Source organism: Candidatus Pantoea deserta (genome assembly GCF_003813865.1).
Taxonomy (GTDB): Bacteria; Pseudomonadota; Gammaproteobacteria; order Enterobacterales; family Enterobacteriaceae; genus Pantoea; species Pantoea deserta.
Genome location: NZ_RMVG01000017.1, coordinates 98,598 through 115,335, shown reverse-complemented (window position 1 = coordinate 115,335; position 16,738 = coordinate 98,598). Strand labels below are relative to the sequence as shown.

Sequence of the window (16,738 nt, the reverse complement as noted above, 5' to 3'; positions counted from 1 at the left end):
ACCTTTATGGACTTTGATCAATTAGAAACATATCGGTAGTTTCGAATGTGACAGTTAAATAATTAACTGCGCTTCTAAAAATATAAAAAGATTACACACAGCAAATCTCTAGCAGGAACTTAAAATGAATAAAGGTATCTATTACTACGTAACAATTAGCACCGATCAGGATAATTATCATTATTTGCATCGTAAAGAGTGCAAGCGTATGCCCGATAAAGAAGACATGGTATTTATCGGCACGCTATATAATTTGAATCAGGCATTATCCATTGCGCGAATAAATTTCAAAAAGGTTAAACCTTGTATCAAATGCTGCATCCGCTATTCTGCGCCGGTGATGCGCGAGACGGTACGCCCTGTACTGCACTTCCCGCAAAAATCGCTGTGAATCTGAAGCGGCGGGCAGACTTTCTTTCCCGCCGCTTCTTTTTCATCCTTTCTTCTGAAAAATTTCGTCTATCCTTCTCTGACATCCCATTAATCAGGCAAGGAGAAGAGTGATGAGCATGTTCAGTACCTTAGAAGAAGCCATCGATGCTGCCCGTGAAGAGTTTCTCGCCGATCATCCCGACATCGAAGAAGAGGATGCCAGCATTAGCCAGTTCGGTTTGCAGAAATACGTTATGCAGGACGGCGATATAATGTGGCAGGCGGAATTTTTTGAAGAAGAAGGCGAATCGGGCGAATGTCTGCCGATCCGCAGCGGCGAGGCCGCACAGGCTATTTTTGACGGCGATTTCGACGAGATCGAACTGCGCCAGGAGTGGTTAGCCGAAAATACCCTGCACGAATGGGATGAAGGCGAATTTCAGCTTGAGCCACCGCTTGACAGCGAAGAGGGCGAAGCGGCGGCGCAAGAGTGGGAAGATGACAACAGCGAGTCTGACCGTCTGCTCTGATTACTCATAAGGCCCATGATGGGCATCAATGGGTATCAGCATAGTGTCAACAACCAGCGACAGCGGCAGATCGAGGATGGTGATGACGCGCCACGGCCCGTCTCGTACATCCCACTGCACGCCTGGATAGTATTGATTGCCGTGCCCCTGTCCGGGCACGGCGCGACTGATAATACTGCCGCATCCGCTCAGCGTTAGCGCAATCAGCGCAGCCATCATTATTTTCAGCAAGCTTTTCACTCAGAGTACTCATATTAAACCGCGACCGGTCAGGTCAGTGACGCAACAGGGCGCCAGCAAAAATAATAATAGCGCGCAATCTGTGCCGATAAAAAAAAGCGGCATCGCTGCCGCTTTTTGCTTTACATCTTAATTTAACCAGCCTGTGGCGGTAACGCCAGCGGATTAAGCGCAAGCTTCTGATAGCTTTCCACCCACTGATGATACTTATCGCCGTTTTCCCACAGTCGGGAATGAACGCGCGCCAGCACCACCGGGTCACTGATCAGCTGCAAGCGCTGATCGCGGTTCAGCTTCTCAGGCACGTCGCTCAAGGCCTGATCGACACGGCGATCGCGTGCGTAATCAAGCAGCTGGCTCTGCTTATGGCGAGATGTCGCCAGCGCGGTCGCCAGCGCATTGAACGCCGGATGGAACAGCGCATGCATAAAGCCGTGCTTCAGCGCCCGCTCGCGGTTGATTTGCAGATAGTGGTCGGTATCCACCAGCTCTTTCGGCGGCTCATACTCCTCCGGAATCAGGAACAGGTTAGCGCGCTTACTCTTTAGCCCCACCGTTGCCCGACTCGACATGACCGAAACAAAAGGCGACAGGATAAGCGAGAACACAATCGGCGCCAGCCACCACAGGAAGTTCAGATCCAGCACGCCCATGCCGACCGCCCACACAATGCCCAGCAGCATCTGCGAGCCGTGACGACGGAAGGCTTCGCTCCACGGCGTGGCGTCATCGTCACGCTGCGGCGAGTTCCAGACCACTTCCCAGCCGAGAAACGCGCTGACCACGAATACGGTGTGGAACAGCATACGTACCGGCGCCAGCAGCACAGAGAACAGCATCTCCAGCAGCAGCGAAATAAACAGCCGGAATGCGCCGCCGTAGGGTTTTGCGCCCTTGAACCAGATCAGCACCACGCTGAGCAGTTTCGGCAGGAACAGCAGCACCAGCGTGGTCGAGAAGAGCGCAATCGCCAGTTCGGGACGCCACTGCGGCCAGACCGGGAATAGCTGCCGCGGTTGCAGGAAGTAGGTCGGCTCCATCAGCGTATGCACCACCTGCAAGGCCGTCGAGAGCGCCAGGAACATAAACCACAGCGGCGCCGAGAGATAGGACATGACGCCGGTCAGGAACACCGCGCGGTGCACCGGGTGCATCCCTTTCACCAGGAACAGGCGGAAGTTCATCAGGTTGCCGTGACACCAGCGGCGGTCACGCTTCAGCTCATCCAGCAGGTTAGGCGGCAGCTCCTCATAGGAGCCAGGCAAATCATAGGCGATCCACACGCCCCACCCTGCGCGACGCATCAGCGCGGCTTCAACGAAGTCGTGCGACAGAATCGAACCGGCGAAAGAGCCTTCGCCCGGCAGCGGCGCCAGCGCGCAGTGCTCAATAAAGGGCTTCACGCGGATAATGGCGTTGTGGCCCCAGTAGTGCGACTCGCCAAGCTGCCAGAAGTGCAGACCCGCCGTGAACAGCGGACCGTAAACGCGCGTAGCGAACTGCTGACAGCGCGCATAGAGCGTATCCATGCCTGACGCTTTTGGCGACGACTGGATGATGCCGGCATTGGGGTTCGCTTCCATCATGCGCACCAGGCCGGTCAGACACTCGCCGCTCATTACGCTGTCCGCGTCCAGCACCACCATATAGCTGTAGTTGCTGCCCCAGCGACGGCAGAAGTCATCAATGTTGCCGCTCTTACGCTTCACGCGGCGACGACGACGGCGATAGAAAATCTTGCCCGCGCCGCCCACATCGCGCACCAGCTCCATCCATGCCTTTTGCTCTGCGACCGCAATATCAGCGTCGTAGCTGTCGCTCAGCACGTAGACGTCAAAATGCTCTGCGTTGCCGGTACGCACCACGGATTCCCAGGTGGCGCGCAGGCCGGCGAAGACGCGTTCCACGTCCTCGTTACAGATCGGCATGATAAGCGCCGTGCGGTGTTCCGGGTTCAGCGGCTCATCGCCCGTCGTCGAGTACGAAATACTGTACTTGTCGCGTCCGATCAGCAGCTGCAAAAAGCCCATCAGCGCGGTCCAGAACCCCGCCGACACCCAGCAGAACAGAATGGCGAACAGGAACAGAATACCGGTCTGCAAGACATAGGGCAGGATCTGCATCACCGACTGTTGCCAGTTCTGGTTGATCATCTCCATTGGATCGAGCAGCGTCCAGCCCTGATAAGGCAGGATGGTTTTCATATACCAGGTTGCCACTACGGTCTGGAACACCGTGAGGATCAGCAGCACATAGCGGCGCATAGAGCCGACATGACGCCACTTCTCTTCCGCACGCTGCTCTTCCGCATTGGCATAGCGATGCGTCAGCTTTTCGCCGCGCAGCGAGTTCCACGCCCGCACCAGCGGGTTGGTCCGCCAGGCTTCCGGGAACATCAGCGAGCGTTTGACCTTCGGCATCGCCTTTAAGGTGGTGCGGTCGAGATCGTCTTTGCCGAACTGTTGACCCTCAGCCACCGCATCCGGCCATGCCATGTTAATACGCGCCGAAACAGACTTAAGCGGCGCGTCATCGGGACGATCGCTGGCGGCCACATCTTGGCCAAGCGCGTCATGTATGAAGTGAAACGCCTCGGCGTGTTGCAGCGAGGCGCTTAAGCGGATTTTTCCTGCCGCATCAAGCGGCAGGGCCTCCACATAGTTTTTAGGAACAAATGTCGGATTATTCATTGGCAGGTAACTGATAGCTCCAGGTTTCCGTCAATGTCTTATCGCCGCTAACCAGCGCGGCGCGCATTTCAGTAGGCTGTTTGTTATCTTTGACTCGCAGACGCAGCACCAGACGCCAGCCTTTTGTGACTGGATTATAGCGCACGCTCTGCTCAACCACTTCGCCGTTGTCGCCCACGCTGACCTGAGGCGCGACCTGACTGTTGTCCGGCATCTCGCTCATCGCTTTACCGACAAAATCGATGGTAAACGCGACAGAACCGTCTGGCTGACGCACCAGGTTTGACTGCCTGACGTCGCCCGCCGAGCGCAGCGTATTTTTCACCCAGGCGGTCTCGTCTGAATGCAGCTGGCTTTCGTCGCGCGTAAAGTGCAGACGGTAGTTGAAGTTCATCTCTTTACCTGGGTCCGGCAGGTTCTCCGGCGTCCAGAAGGCGACGATGTTGTCATTGGTTTCGTCCGCCGTCGGGATTTCAACCAGTTCAATCCGGCCCTTGCCCCAGTCGCCCTGCGGTTCAACCCAGCCGCTCGGACGCATATCGTAACGGTCGTCGAGATCCTGGTAGTGGCTGAAATCGCGGCCGCGCTGCAACAAGCCGAAACCTTTCGGACTTTCGATGGTGTAGGTGCTCACCGCCAGATGACGCGGATTGTTCAGCGGACGCCAGATCCACTCGCCGTTACCGCTGTGAATCGACAGTCCGTCAGAGTCGTGCAGCTCTGGACGGAAGTTGGTCACGGTAGAAGGCTGGTTGGCGCCGAACAGGAACATACTGGTCAGCGGCGCAACGCCGAGTTTGCCCACTTTGTCACGCAGGTAGACTTTGGACTGGACGTCAACCGTGGTCTCTTTGCCTGGGTGTACGGTAAAGCGATAGGCGCCGGTTGCGCGCGGCGAGTCAAGCAGCGCATAAATCACCAGCTGCTTATCCTGCGGCTTGGGACGCTGGATCCAGAACTCTTTAAAACGAGGAAACTCTTCGCCGGACGGCAGCGCCGTATCGATCGCCAGGCCACGCGCGGAAAGCCCATACACCTGGTCGGCCCCAATAACGCGGAAATAGCTCGCGCCCAGGAAGCTGGTGATCTCATCGTCTTTTTTATCGCGTGAGTTCAGCGGATACAGCACCTTGAAACCGGCAAAGCCTAAATTTTTCACCGCATCGGCGTCGTGTTTGACGTTGCCGAAGTTGAAATAGTCAGGACTGTATTTGATTTCATGCACCGCATTGGCCGCCACCTCGTTGATTTTTACCGGCGTGTCGAAATACATGCCCTGATGGTAAAACTCAAGTTTGAACGGCGTACGCAGTTTGCCCCAGTACGCTTTATCGTGGTTAAACTGGATCTGCTGATAGTCAGCAAATTTCATTTCACGAAACTGAGAGGGTAAATTGCTCTTAGGCGCTTCAAAACTTTTCCCTGCCAGCGTTTTCGCTTCTTTCGCAACATCATTAAGGTTAAACGCCCAGCTATTGTTGGCGTACAACGCCAGCAGAACTGCTGCGCCAACCCAGCGCATTTTCATCAGTCCGCCTTTATTTTCTACTTTAATCAGCACATCCCCCCCTTTCGTGTGCTAAGTACAAACCCATTTATCTTAAAGGATTATTCGGTTTTCCGACAGCGTATCCCAAAGAATGTTCCAGGGTTTCGTCAGGGTGAACCCCGCTTTTAGGACAATTAAACGTTCCAGAATCAACTGATGGCGTACGCGGTTTACAGCGGGTAGAATTTTACTCAGGTATCATCCGGTTTCAGGGCGAAACTGGCCGCAACGGACTAACAAAACGGGACTTTATGAGCAAAGCGAAACCTGAACGTGAATATTTTCTCGATTCAATTCGGGCATATTTGATGTTGCTGGGGGTGCCGTTCCACGTTTCCCTCATCTATTCCAGCCAGAAATGGGCCGTGAACAGCCAGGAAGCCTCACTCTGGCTAACCGTGCTGAATGATTTTATCCACGCTTTCCGCATGCAGGTCTTTTTTGTTATCTCAGGTTATTTTTCCTACATGCTCTATCTGCGCTATGAGTCCAGACGCTGGTTGAAAGTCCGTCTGGAGCGCGTCGGCATTCCTCTGCTTACCGCCATTCCGCTGATTACGCTGCCGCAGTTTTTTATGCTGCGCGCGCTCTCCGATAAGATGGCCGACTGGGATAGCCTGACCCTTTACGGCAAGTTTAATAACCTGATGTGGGAGCTGATTTCTCACCTGTGGTTTCTGGTGGTGCTGGTGATTCTGACCACGCTCGGCATGTTGACCTTTAACTGGCTGCGTCGCCAGCATCGTCATATTGATTACCGCCGCGTGGGCTGGGGCAGCGTCACCCTGGCGGTCATGGGCTACGCGCTGCTGTGGGATCTGTTTCGTCGCGCGGTCTTCACCTTCTTCCCCGCGCTGCTGATGGATGGCCTGTTCAGTATTATGGTGATGCAGACGCTGCTGTTTTTACCCTTCTTTATGCTGGGCGCGCTGGCGTGGAAGCACCCGGCCCTGAAGCAGCTGTTTGTCCGCTTTAATCCGGTGATGTGCTTCGGCGCGATTCTGGTGTTTATCGCCTATAGCCTGAACCAGCGCTACAGCAGCGGCGACGGCTGGCTGTATGAGCTTGATGCGCTAATTACGACGCTGATGGGGCTATGTATGCTCAATGTCTGCTTTAGCTTTGGCCACCGCATGCTCAACTCGCATTCGCCGCGCATCATGTATCTGGTAAACGCGTCGCTGTTTATTTATCTGGTGCACCATCCGCTGACTTTGCTGTACGGCATTTTTATTACGCCGCTGATTGGCAACAACACCCTGGGCTTTATTACCGGGCTGGCGCTGGTGTTTGGCCTGTCGTTCCTGCTGTATGAGATCCACCTGCGCATTCCGCTGCTGCGCTTTCTGTTCTCCGGCAAACCACAGCGGAAACAGCCGGCCGGCGATGTCAAAGCCTGACAGGCGGAGGCGATAGCGAGCCGCGTAAGGGGATCCGCTGTCCGACGCCTTGCGCGCGCCGGCAAAGGCGCGCAACCAGCGGGCCGGGCGGGCGCCTGGCCCGCTCGCTCCTGGGTCTTTGCGCCTGCGGCATCTACAGCAGCCATTCAATCGGCAGTCGCCACACCAGCCGCACCAGCAGGCGCTGTACCCAGGTGCAGCGCGGCTCATGTTTATGCACGATCTCTCCGGCTTCGCCCGCATACTCAACCCAGTTAACGCGCCCCCACTTATCCAGCCGCAGCGTCCAGGCGCGATCGCGCATCGCGGCGCTGAAACGCTGATGCGTCTGCTGCGCCAGCGCTTCGCTCTCGATCACCAGCCCCATTTCGGTATTCAGCACCGCTGAGCGCGGATCGAAATTAAAGGAGCCGATAAACAGCGTCTCTTCATCCACGGTAAAGGTTTTGGCGTGCAGGCTGGAGCCGGAGTTGCCGGTCAGGCCGCGATCGTGAGGAGCGTCAGGCACGCCGGACTGCGGCTTAAGCTCATAGAGTTCAATGCCGCGCCGCAGCAGCTTCTTGCGCCATTTAGCATAACCGGCATGCACCACCGAAACGTCGTTGGCCGCCAGAGAGTTGGTCAGAATGGCGATTTTCACCCCGCGCCGTTTTAGCGCCAGCAGCTGCGCGACACCGGCGCGCGTCGGCACAAAATAGGCGGAAATAATATCAAACTGCCGCTGCGGCGCGCCGATGACGTCCAGCATACGCTGCGGCAGCAGGGTTTTGCGCTTCGCGCGTCCCAGCCCTTTACGCGGATCGTCGCTTAACAGGCGCGTATGCGCCCAGGTCATGCGCAGCGTCCCCTGCTCCAGCTGGCTGACGAAGTGCGAACTCTCCAGACGCGCCATATAGCGCCGCACCGCGTCGCTGTCGCGCCATTCCGGCGGCAGCGCCACCGAGCCATCCTGACGCTCGTTCTCGTCCAGCACGCTTTTCAGGGGAGCCACCGGTTTGCTGTGCCAGTAGCGTTCAAAGTCCGCGCAAACTTCTTCGACGACAGGACCAATCGCCAGCACGTCCAGATCGGCGAACAGCGGCTCGCTGCCGGTCGCAAAGTATTCATCACCGACATTGCGGCCGCCGACGATGGTCGCCACGCCATCGACGGTAAAGCTTTTATTGTGCATACGCCGGTTTAGGCGGGCGAAATCGGTAAGGTATCCCAGCGCGCGAAGCGTGCGGAAGGAAAACGGATTAAACAGCTTAACGGTGATATTGGGGTGGCGATCCAGCCGGGCCAGCGTATCGTCCAGGCCCGGCGTATTGTTATCGTCCAGCAGCAGCCGCACCTTTACGCCGCGCCCTGCCGCCTCCAGCAGCGCGCTGAACAGCAGGCGTCCTGACATATCGTTCTGCCAGATATAGTACTGGACATCCAGCGTACGCTCCGCTTTCTCCATCAGCAGGTAGCGCGCGGCGAAGGCATCCAGACCGTCCGCCAGCGGATGAATGCCGCTCAGGCCGGGGTGTCGCGCGCTGCGCGGTCCGACAATCTCCTCAAGCCAGCTGACGCCAGTGGCGTCACGCGGCAGGTTTAACGCTTCGGTCATTGGGATTCCCTGGATAATCGATACGTTCTTATTATTTAACGCTTCGTCGAATATGGCTATACGCGCAGTCTGAGAGCGGCTCGACAGCGTCGTTTTTCAGCTAGACTTAGCCAGATTATCGCGGCCAGACAGAGAGGCGATCCATGACGTCAGATTCACCCCTGCTTCAGCGCCACCGTCCTCACGTATTTAGCAGTTTTTTTCAGGGCAGCTTCCCCTGCTCTACCGCCTGCCGTACCGCAGGCAAGCGACTGGATATGGTGATCAGCAGCGGTCACGATATGCTGCTGGAGAAAGATTACGCCGCCCTGGCGGCGCAGCGCCTGCATACGGCGCGCGACGGCGCGCGCTGGTATCTGATTGAAAAAGTCCCCGGCCACTATGACTGGAGCAGTTTTCTGCCCATGATCAGGGCGGCGAAGCAGCACCAGATGCAAATTATCTGGGAGCTGGCGCACTTCGGCTATCCCGATCATCTGAATATCTGGAAAACGTCGTTTATCGAACATTTCGCCCGCTTCGCGCGCGCGATGGCGCAGGTGATGCGCGACGAAGGCATTAGCCAGCCTTTCTTTACGCCCGTTAACCAGATTTCATTCTGGGCATGGGCCGGGGCCGACGTCGCCTGGTTTAATCCGCACGTGGCCAACCGGGGCAAAGAGCTGAAACGCCAGCTGGTGCGCGCATCGCTGGCGGCGATCCATGCCATCCGCGATGTCTATCCTGAGGCGCGCTTTGTGCTCACCGATCCGCTGGTGCAGATCGCCAGCGATCCCGGCAACCCCGACAGCAAACCCTACGCTGACGCCCAGCATCAGGCGCAGTTTGAAGCCTGGGATATGCTGGCAGGCCGTATCGACAGCGAACTGGGCGGCAGCGAAGCCTGTCTGGATATTCTGGGGCTGAACTACTATCCCGATAATCACTGGTTTTTCCCCGGTGAACCTATGCCGCAGGCCCATCCGCTGCGTCAGCCGCTGCATCGCCTGCTGGCGCAATGCTGGCAGCGCTATCAGCGCCCGCTGCTGCTGGCGGAAACGGGCGCGGAAGGCGACGCGCGCGCGCCCTGGCTGCAACACGTCAGTGAAGAAGTGATGCTGGCGCTGGATCAGGGCATCGGCATTGAGGGCATTTCCCTCTATCCGGTGGTGGAATATCCCGCCTGGGCCGACGATCGACGCTCGCCGGGACCGCTGTTCGGGCTGGGCGATCCCAACGGCAACCGCACGCTGCATGAGGGGCTAGCGCTGGTGCTGCGCAGTCAGCAGATTAAGTTTCAGACAAGATTTCAGGGAGAGTGAACCGGTTTTTTTTTCAGCGTACAGCCTTGCACGTCGAGAGAGGTTTCGGCTGGATGACGAACATCGGTAAGCCAGGTCATCGTAAAGAGGAACACCACGCCGATTAGACAGGCCGACAACAGACCAATAATAGCGATCAGTTTGTCATCTCGCGATTCCATACTTCCTCCTTCAGAACGTCCATGCTGCCTGCGCTTTTGTTATCAGCTCATCCAGAGCGTGACCATCAGGACGAAGATTATAAGGGTAACAGAGGTCACCGCAAGCACCACGATGGCAAAGTGCGCATCGTCCAGTGACTGGCGAATCGGCTCATCTTGCGGATCGTGCGGCGACGGTGGAAGCATAGATTCTCAACAGAAAGCGGTGGATCGCCGCAGGCTTACGGCTGCTGACCAGTGTAATGGAAACCCGCTAAGCCGCCAGCGATTTATTTATCCGTAAAAACGGGGCGTCAGGCGCGCCCCGGCAACAGATTAAAAGTCGTAGCTGACGCCGACTTTCAGGGTGCGTCCATCGCCCCGGAACAGATAGGTACCGGTACCGTCAACGGAAGACCAGTATTTCTCATTGGTCACGTTATCAATACCTGCGCGCCATACCAGATCGTTTTCATTGACATTCATGCGGTAGCGCATGCCGAGATCCAGCGTGGTATAGCTGTCAATCTTTTTGCTGTTTGCGGAATCCGCCCACTGCGATCCGGTATGTTTTACCTGCGCCGTGGCCGTCAGCCCCTCAACCGGTTTGATGTCATACTCTGCGCCCAGCGCCAGGTTATACCGCGGCACGCCGATTGCGTCTTTGCCGTTATAGGTGCCGTTTTCCGTTTTGGTCATCTCCGGATCGAGCCAGGCGGCGCTGCCGTTAATCCGCACGCCCAGCACCGGCTCGCCAAAGACGTTCAGCTCAACGCCGCGGTTGCGCTGCTCGCCATCCAGGCCATAGCTGCCGTCATCGTTGAGAATGCCGGACGGCTTTTTAATTTCAAACAGCGCCAGCGACCCGCCAACGCGCTGAAAATCGACCTTTACGCCCACTTCGTTCTGTTTCGCATGGGCGATGCCGGTCGTGGTGCCGTAGTTGGTGGCGTTATTTGGCGCGACCTCGCCCGGCTGCAAGGATTCCGTATGATTGGCGTAGAGCGCCACTGACTCGACTGGCTTATAGACGATGCCGTAAGTCGGCATCCAGCGGCTGTTGGTGTAGCGGCTCGCGGTATCCTCGGCGCCGGTTGCGTTGCTGTAGTTGCGCACCACGACTTTTTGATGGCGCGCGCCTACCGTTAGCTGCACGCTGTCATTCAGAATGCCTAGCGTATCGCTCAGCAGATAGCCCTGAGTTCGGGTGCGGCCGGTGGTTAACGGATCGCTGTAATTACCGCCGGTCAGGTTATTGGTCGGATTCGGCACTTTTTCGGTGTTATAGATATTGGTCGACTCGGTGTTCGAACCATAAGCCATACGCCAGGCCGTGTTGTTGCGCGAGGTGTAGGCGGAGTAGCCAAGGTTCACCTTATGGCTGACAACGCCGGTATCGAACTGGCCGCGAATCCCCGCCATACCGCTGAAGTTATTGATAATGCGGTTAGTATCGAGACGGCCAATCTGCGCATCCCCGTCTGCGTCGGTTAGCTTCGGCGACGCGTAGTCGCCCAGCTCGTGAGAGTGCTGCGCGCCTGCCGCGCCGTACAGCATCCAGCTGTCGGTGACATCGTACTCGGCACGCGCCAGACCAAATTCCGATTCGATATCGCTGTACACCCACTGCTGGCTGTAGTTATGGCTGTTAGACGGCAGCCTGGGGATAAAATCCACGCCGCTGATGTTTACGCCATTGTCGCCGTTGTGAAAAGTCTTTTTCTGGTAGCCAACATCAAGCGAAGTACGCAGCCGTTCGCCGCGATAATCGAGGCCGAGCGACGCAGCGGTGGTACGTTTCTGCTCGCCGTCAACGCCGGTTTCCCCTTCGCGATGCACCGCATTCAGCCGCACGCCGAACTGGTTGTTATCGCCAAAACGACGACTGATGTCGGTGGTGGTGCCCACCTGCTGCGCCGAGGTGTAGTCGATGCCGACGCGCGTCAGCGGTGAATCCTCTGCGTGCTTCGGCTCCAGGTTGATCATGCCGCCGACGCCGCTGCTGGCCGCGCCGTTAAGCAGACCATTCGCGCCTTTAAAGATCTCCACGCGATCGATCAGCGAGGCGTCCATTACCTGACGCGGAACAATGCCTGGCAGGCCGCCAAAGGTCATATCGTCGCCATCCAGAGCGAACCCGCGAATGCGATAGGTTTCAGCGAAGTTGCCGTAGCCTTGCAGGGTCTGTACGCCCGCATCATTTTTCACTACGTCAGCGATGGTTTTCGCCTGCTGGTCCTGAATCAGTTTCGAGGTAAAGCCAATCACGTTGAACGGCACGTCCATGGCGTTTTGCTCGCCCAGCATGCCAAGACGGCCGCCGTGCGCCACCTGGCCATCGAGCCAGGCGGGCACCAGCTGATTGCCGCCAGGTCTGAAATCGCTTTGCGGCGCGGCGGTGACGGTTAACGTTTGCTCTCCCTGTCGGGCAGCCGCGGCGGGGTCACTGGCGGCTGAAGAAGTCGCTGACTGAGTGGTGTTGGTAGCCGCCATCACTGGCAAACAACCGGCGCTGACCAGCAATGCCAGCAGCGTCGGTTTATATCCTGGAGAAGAAAGCGAACGGCGCATAGTCGATCCCTATGTAAAGGTTTCTGATAATCATTATTATTTCGGTTTGCGATTATGCGGCGCGCGGAAAGTAATGCAAGATAAATCTTGTCAGTCGCTAACCAAATCCGTGCAGTCAGCGGAAAGCAGAGCGGTTCAGTAAAGCGGTATCCAGAAACTCAGCAAAATACGCGGCAGTTTTCACTGCCGCGGCAGCCCTGTTCAGCGCGCCTGCCAGCCGCCGCCCAGCGCGCGATAAAGCGCAATCTGCGCCAGCAGCAGATCGTTTTTTACCGACACCAGACTGAGCTGGGTGTTGAAGAGCGTGCGCTGCGCGTCCAGTTCGTCAAGGTAAGAGGCGTAACCGTTCTGGTAGCGATTGCGCGCAATGCGCAGCGCTTCAGAAACGTACTCTTCCTGTTTTTCCAGCTCCGCCAGCTGCAACTGCCCCTGCTGGATAGCATCCACCGCGTCGTTCACTTCGGAAAAGGCGTTGCGCACCACTTTCTCATAGCTATAGAGCGCCTGATTGCGCGACGCCATCGACACATCTACCTGCGCCGTCAGCGCTTCGCGGTTCAACAGCGGCGCCAGGACGCTGCCGCCGATGCTCCAGAGCCGGAACGGATTATCGATCAGCTGATGCAGCTCCATGCTCTCCAGCGTGCCGCTCGCCGTAAGGTTGAGCGAAGGCAGCAGCCGCGCCTGTGACGAGGCCAGCGTCGCATCCGCCGCCAGCAGCAGGCGCTGCGCCTGTACAATATCGGGCCGCCGGTTAAGCAGCTGCGACGGCAGCACCTGAGGCATCTGCTGCGGCATAATCTGGTTAAACTGAGGGCGACGCGCAATCTCGCGCGGATTCATTCCCACCAGAATGCTGAGAGCATTCTCCTGCTGAGCGATTTGATGCCTGAGCTGCGGCACCTGCGCCTTCGCCGTCTGAAATTCCGACGCCGCCTGCATCCATTCAAGCCGCGAGCTATAGCCGGTCTCAAACTGACGCTGCGCCAGTTGCAGCGAATTGCCGCGCGTTTCCAGCGTCCGCTCGGTGACGCGTAGCTGTTCGTCCAGCGCCACCAGGCTCAGGTAGCCTGACGCTACGGAACTGGCCACGGTCAGCTCTGCCGCTGAGGCCGCCGCGCGCTGAGCCTCAAGGGACGCTTCGCTGGCCGCAATAGTGCTGCTGCGCGCGCCCCAGACATCGACATCGTAGCTGGCCTGGAGCAGCCCCTGATAAACGGCATTCTCATAAGGCTGGCCGGTAACGGAAGACAACGTGCGCTGGTGGGTGACGCCAGCGCCTGCGCTTAACGTCGGGAAGTTATCGCCCTGCGCCGCGCGCAGCTGGGCGCGATACTGCTCGACGCGGGAGCGGGCGGTGAGAATATCCAGATTATTGCGCAGCGCCTGCTCGACCAGCCGGTTAAGGTTTTCGTCGCCAAACGCGCGCCACCACCCGGCTTCCGGCGCGGCGGCCGGCCCAACCTGATTACGCCACTGCGGCGGGATCGGCAGCGACGACGGGGCTTTTTCCACTTCCGTGGCGCAGCCTGCCAGCGTCAGCGCCGTCAGGCTGGCGAGTAACAGCCGTCGCATTACTCCACCGCCTTGCTGCACGGCGGCGCGGCGGTATCAATGCTGACTTCCACTGACATGCCCGGTCGCAGCTCGCGCATATCCTCCGCCTCGATCGCGATGCGGACCGGAATACGCTGGGCGATTTTGACGAAGTTGCCGGTGGCGTTATCGGGGGAAATGGCGCTGAATTCCGAACCGGCGGCCGGAGAGATAAATTCAACGTGACCGTTAAAGCGTTTGCCGTTGAGCGCATCGACGCGGAAAGTGACCGGCAAACCAGGGCGAATCGCCGCCAGCTGCGTCTCTTTCATGTTGGCGATAACCCATTTTTGGTCCGGCACCACCGAGGTCAGGCGCGTTCCCGCCGTCACATAGGCGCCTTTACGCACGGCAAGCTGTCCCAGCTGACCGGCATCCGGCGCGGTAATGCGCGTATTCGCCAGATCGATGTCCGCCAGCTCCAGCGCGGCCTGAGCGCTGGCGACATCCCCTTCCAGCGAGGCGCGGTTAACGATAACGGTTTGCAGATTCTGCTGCGCCACCGCCAGCTGCGCCTCAGCCTGGCGCACTGCCGCCTGTGTCTGCGCGCTGGCAGCACGCGCCGCATCGCGCTCGCGGACCGAAAGCGAGCCGTCGGCGGCCAGGTTCTCAACCCGTTTCAGATCGAGACCGCTTTTCAGCGCCTGCGCTTTTGCGTTTTCCAGCGCCGCTTTGTTGCTGAGGATGGTGGCTTCCGCGCTGCGGCGCTGCTGGATATTGTTATTGAGCGCCGCCTGCTTCATCGCCAGCTGCGCCTGCGCCTGATGCACGCGCTGGCGATAGATGCGGTCGTCGATGGTCATCAGCAGCTGCCCTTTGCGCACGGGCTGCAAATCCACCACCTCTACCGAGGTGAGATAGCCGTTCACCTGCGGGCTGATAAAGGTTACCTGGCCGCGTATATAGGCGTTCTCGGTGCTCTGGACGGCGCTGGTAAAAGGCCAGAGCTGCCAGGCGTACAAAATCACCAGCACGCCAAGAATAGCGATGCCGCTGCCCGCCGCAATAGAGAGAATACGTCGGCGGTTGGCGCGTTCGCGCTCCGCCGCCTGAAGTTCATCCTGTTGACTCATCGTGACTCCGTAGATTCTTGTGAGCTGGTCGCCAGCTGCTGCTCCATCAGATTAAAACGCGCCTGTCGCCAGTTAAGGTATCGCCGACGGGAAAGACGCCACAGCGCCCACATCAGGGTAATGAGCGCCAGCGCCGCCGTCAGAAAATAGGTATCGTTGTAGGCCAGAACGTTGGCCTGTAGCGTCGCCACGGTCTGCAACTGCGTGGTGCCCTGCGCGCCTCGCAGAACGGTATCGCCCAGCAGGCTGTTAAACAGCGCGCTGTACTGACTCAGGCGCTCCGTGACATTGGGGTCGAGCAGCGACAGCCGATCGCCCAGCAGGCTTGAGTGATATTTTTCACGCCACACCTGAAAAGTACCGAGGATGGCGGAGCCGATCAGACCGCCTAGATTCTGACTCATGCCAAACAGCACGACAAAACTCACCAGATTTTTCGGCTGGGTGACGACGCTGCCGATGCCGATCAGCATCGCAGGCGTCATAAAAAAGGTGCTGCTGAAGCCGAGCAGAAACTGGCTGAAGTACATGTTGTTGGCGCGCGTGAGCGGGCTGGATTGCGCATCCATCAGCGAGGCGACAATCATTACCGCCAGCGACGTGACGATCGGCCAGTTAAGCTGAGTCGGCTTAATGGTCAGCGCGCTGGCGGCAATGCCCAGCGTCATACCCCCGATAATCGCCAGCGACAGGCCGCGCATCTGATCGTTTAGCAGGCCCAGCTGCTGCAAAAAACCTACCGCGCCGGTATTTTGCTCGGCCAGCACGATACGCATCATGATCATAACAATGCCAAGACGCACCATCATGCCGCTGCTCAGCCAGCGCGTATTGATCAGCGGATTTTTCCGGTTGTGCTCAATCACAATCGCCGCGACGATCAGCACCAGCGCAATCGCCAGACAGATGCCGAGCCAGGGCGTCGAAAACCACCACTCAATGCGCCCCAGCGACAGAACGCCGCAAAGCAGCGCCATGCCGGGCGCCAGCAGCATAAAGGTAACAAAATCGAGTTTTTCGAAGGCCTTGATGCGGTCGCCCGGCGGCAGTTTCACCAGCAGCACGCAGCCCAGCGCGATCATCGCCAGGCCAAGCTCAAACAGATAAAGTCCGCGCCACTCTTCCAGCTGCAACAGTTCGGTAGAAAACAGCCGCGCCAGAGGGATGGCGAACTGAGAGGCGGTCAGACCAATCACCAGCGCTTTAAGCCGGTGCTTCGCGGGCCAGGCCTGAACCTGATAGTAAATTCCCAGCGAGCTGAGCGCCGCGCCGGCCATGCCGTGCGCGGCGCGTACGATAATCGCCGAGCTGAGATCGTTGGCGAACAGGTGAAAAAAAGCCACCAGCACATAGAGCACCAGAAAGGCTTCGGTGAATACGCGCAGACCAAACTGCTGACGAAATTTAACCAGCAGCAGGTTAATAGAGATATTGCCCATCACGTAAACCGCCGGCAGCCAGGCGATTTCGTTTGAGTAGGCGCCAAAGGTGCCCTGAAGGTTGGTCAGGTTTGCCGTCACCAGCGCGTTGCTGAGCGCGCCGGTCAGGGAGATCAGCAGACCGATCAGGCCAAAAGCAATGCGCTTCGGCGGCGAGTGAAGCGGGGTCGAAGGCGATCCCGGCAGCATCGGCTTTTCATGCGGTAGCCATTCGCGCTGCGCGTAGGGATTGCGTCTGGCCAC

At 58.0% G+C, this 16,738-nt stretch carries 14 protein-coding genes; 4 read left to right on the top strand and 10 right to left on the bottom strand.

All coding sequences use genetic code 11. The annotated features are described in order from the left end of the window. Positions 1 to 124 precede the first annotated feature (124 nt). Both BBB56_RS18705 and BBB56_RS18700 read left to right on the top strand, forming a co-directional pair. The gene (locus tag BBB56_RS18705) at positions 125 to 391 is read left to right on the top strand and encodes a hypothetical protein (RefSeq protein ID WP_123802442.1); all 267 of its coding nucleotides are present in this window, start codon (positions 125 to 127) and stop codon (positions 389 to 391) included. A gap of 112 nt (positions 392 to 503) precedes the next feature. Beyond that, positions 504 to 902, top strand: coding sequence for a MysB family protein (locus BBB56_RS18700; protein ID WP_123802441.1), 399 nt, complete (start codon positions 504 to 506; stop codon positions 900 to 902). Here the strand turns inward: BBB56_RS18700 and BBB56_RS18695 are convergent, their stop codons facing one another. From BBB56_RS18695 to BBB56_RS18685, 3 genes are all read right to left on the bottom strand, one after another. Next, complete coding sequence (locus BBB56_RS18695; RefSeq protein WP_199756264.1) at positions 903 to 1,121, bottom strand: YceK/YidQ family lipoprotein; 219 nt, start codon at positions 1,119 to 1,121, stop codon at positions 903 to 905. It abuts the gene before it with no gap. 155 nt (positions 1,122 to 1,276) lie between these two features. Further along, positions 1,277 to 3,832 carry a glucans biosynthesis glucosyltransferase MdoH gene (gene mdoH / locus BBB56_RS18690; protein ID WP_123802439.1) on the bottom strand — a complete coding sequence of 852 codons (2,556 nt, stop codon included), beginning with the start codon at positions 3,830 to 3,832 and terminating at the stop codon, positions 1,277 to 1,279. Then, complete coding sequence (locus tag BBB56_RS18685) at positions 3,825 to 5,363, bottom strand: glucan biosynthesis protein G (protein WP_199756265.1); 1,539 nt, start codon at positions 5,361 to 5,363, stop codon at positions 3,825 to 3,827. Before BBB56_RS18685 ends, mdoH begins: the two co-directional genes overlap by 8 nt. 269 nt (positions 5,364 to 5,632) lie before the next feature. Between BBB56_RS18685 and mdoC the strand changes: the two genes are divergently transcribed. Further along, positions 5,633 to 6,781, top strand: coding sequence for a glucans biosynthesis protein MdoC (mdoC, locus tag BBB56_RS18680; protein WP_123802438.1), 1,149 nt, complete (start codon positions 5,633 to 5,635; stop codon positions 6,779 to 6,781). A gap of 133 nt (positions 6,782 to 6,914) precedes the next feature. On the opposite strand, the gene BBB56_RS18675 is transcribed toward mdoC, so the two are convergent. Then, complete coding sequence (locus tag BBB56_RS18675) at positions 6,915 to 8,375, bottom strand: phospholipase D family protein (RefSeq protein WP_123802437.1); 1,461 nt, start codon at positions 8,373 to 8,375, stop codon at positions 6,915 to 6,917. A gap of 143 nt (positions 8,376 to 8,518) precedes the next feature. Between BBB56_RS18675 and BBB56_RS18670 the strand changes: the two genes are divergently transcribed. Continuing rightward, positions 8,519 to 9,676, top strand: coding sequence for a beta-glucosidase (locus BBB56_RS18670; RefSeq protein ID WP_123802436.1), 1,158 nt, complete (start codon positions 8,519 to 8,521; stop codon positions 9,674 to 9,676). Here the strand turns inward: BBB56_RS18670 and BBB56_RS23670 are convergent. The 6 genes from BBB56_RS23670 to BBB56_RS18650 form a co-directional block, all read right to left on the bottom strand. Further along, positions 9,664 to 9,837 carry a hypothetical protein gene (locus BBB56_RS23670; RefSeq protein WP_199756263.1) on the bottom strand — a complete coding sequence of 58 codons (174 nt, stop codon included), beginning with the start codon at positions 9,835 to 9,837 and terminating at the stop codon, positions 9,664 to 9,666. The genes BBB56_RS18670 and BBB56_RS23670 overlap by 13 nt on opposite strands. A 42-nt stretch (positions 9,838 to 9,879) precedes the next feature. Next, entirely contained in the window at positions 9,880 to 10,023 is a 144-nt protein-coding gene (locus BBB56_RS23665) for a hypothetical protein (RefSeq protein ID WP_199756262.1), read from the bottom strand. Between the two features lie 129 nt (positions 10,024 to 10,152). Beyond that, positions 10,153 to 12,387, bottom strand: a complete 2,235-nt coding sequence (locus tag BBB56_RS18665; RefSeq protein ID WP_123802435.1) for a TonB-dependent receptor — start codon at positions 12,385 to 12,387, stop codon at positions 10,153 to 10,155. Between the two features lie 201 nt (positions 12,388 to 12,588). Beyond that, positions 12,589 to 13,962: an efflux transporter outer membrane subunit gene (locus tag BBB56_RS18660; protein ID WP_123802434.1), complete on the bottom strand. Its 1,374-nt coding sequence runs from the start codon at positions 13,960 to 13,962 to the stop codon at positions 12,589 to 12,591. After that, entirely contained in the window at positions 13,962 to 15,056 is a 1,095-nt protein-coding gene (locus tag BBB56_RS18655; RefSeq protein WP_123802433.1) for an HlyD family secretion protein, read from the bottom strand. Before BBB56_RS18655 ends, BBB56_RS18660 begins: the two co-directional genes overlap by 1 nt. Beyond that, positions 15,053 to 16,738: an MFS transporter gene (locus BBB56_RS18650; RefSeq protein ID WP_123802432.1), complete on the bottom strand. Its 1,686-nt coding sequence runs from the start codon at positions 16,736 to 16,738 to the stop codon at positions 15,053 to 15,055. The genes BBB56_RS18655 and BBB56_RS18650 overlap by 4 nt, the downstream gene beginning before the upstream one ends.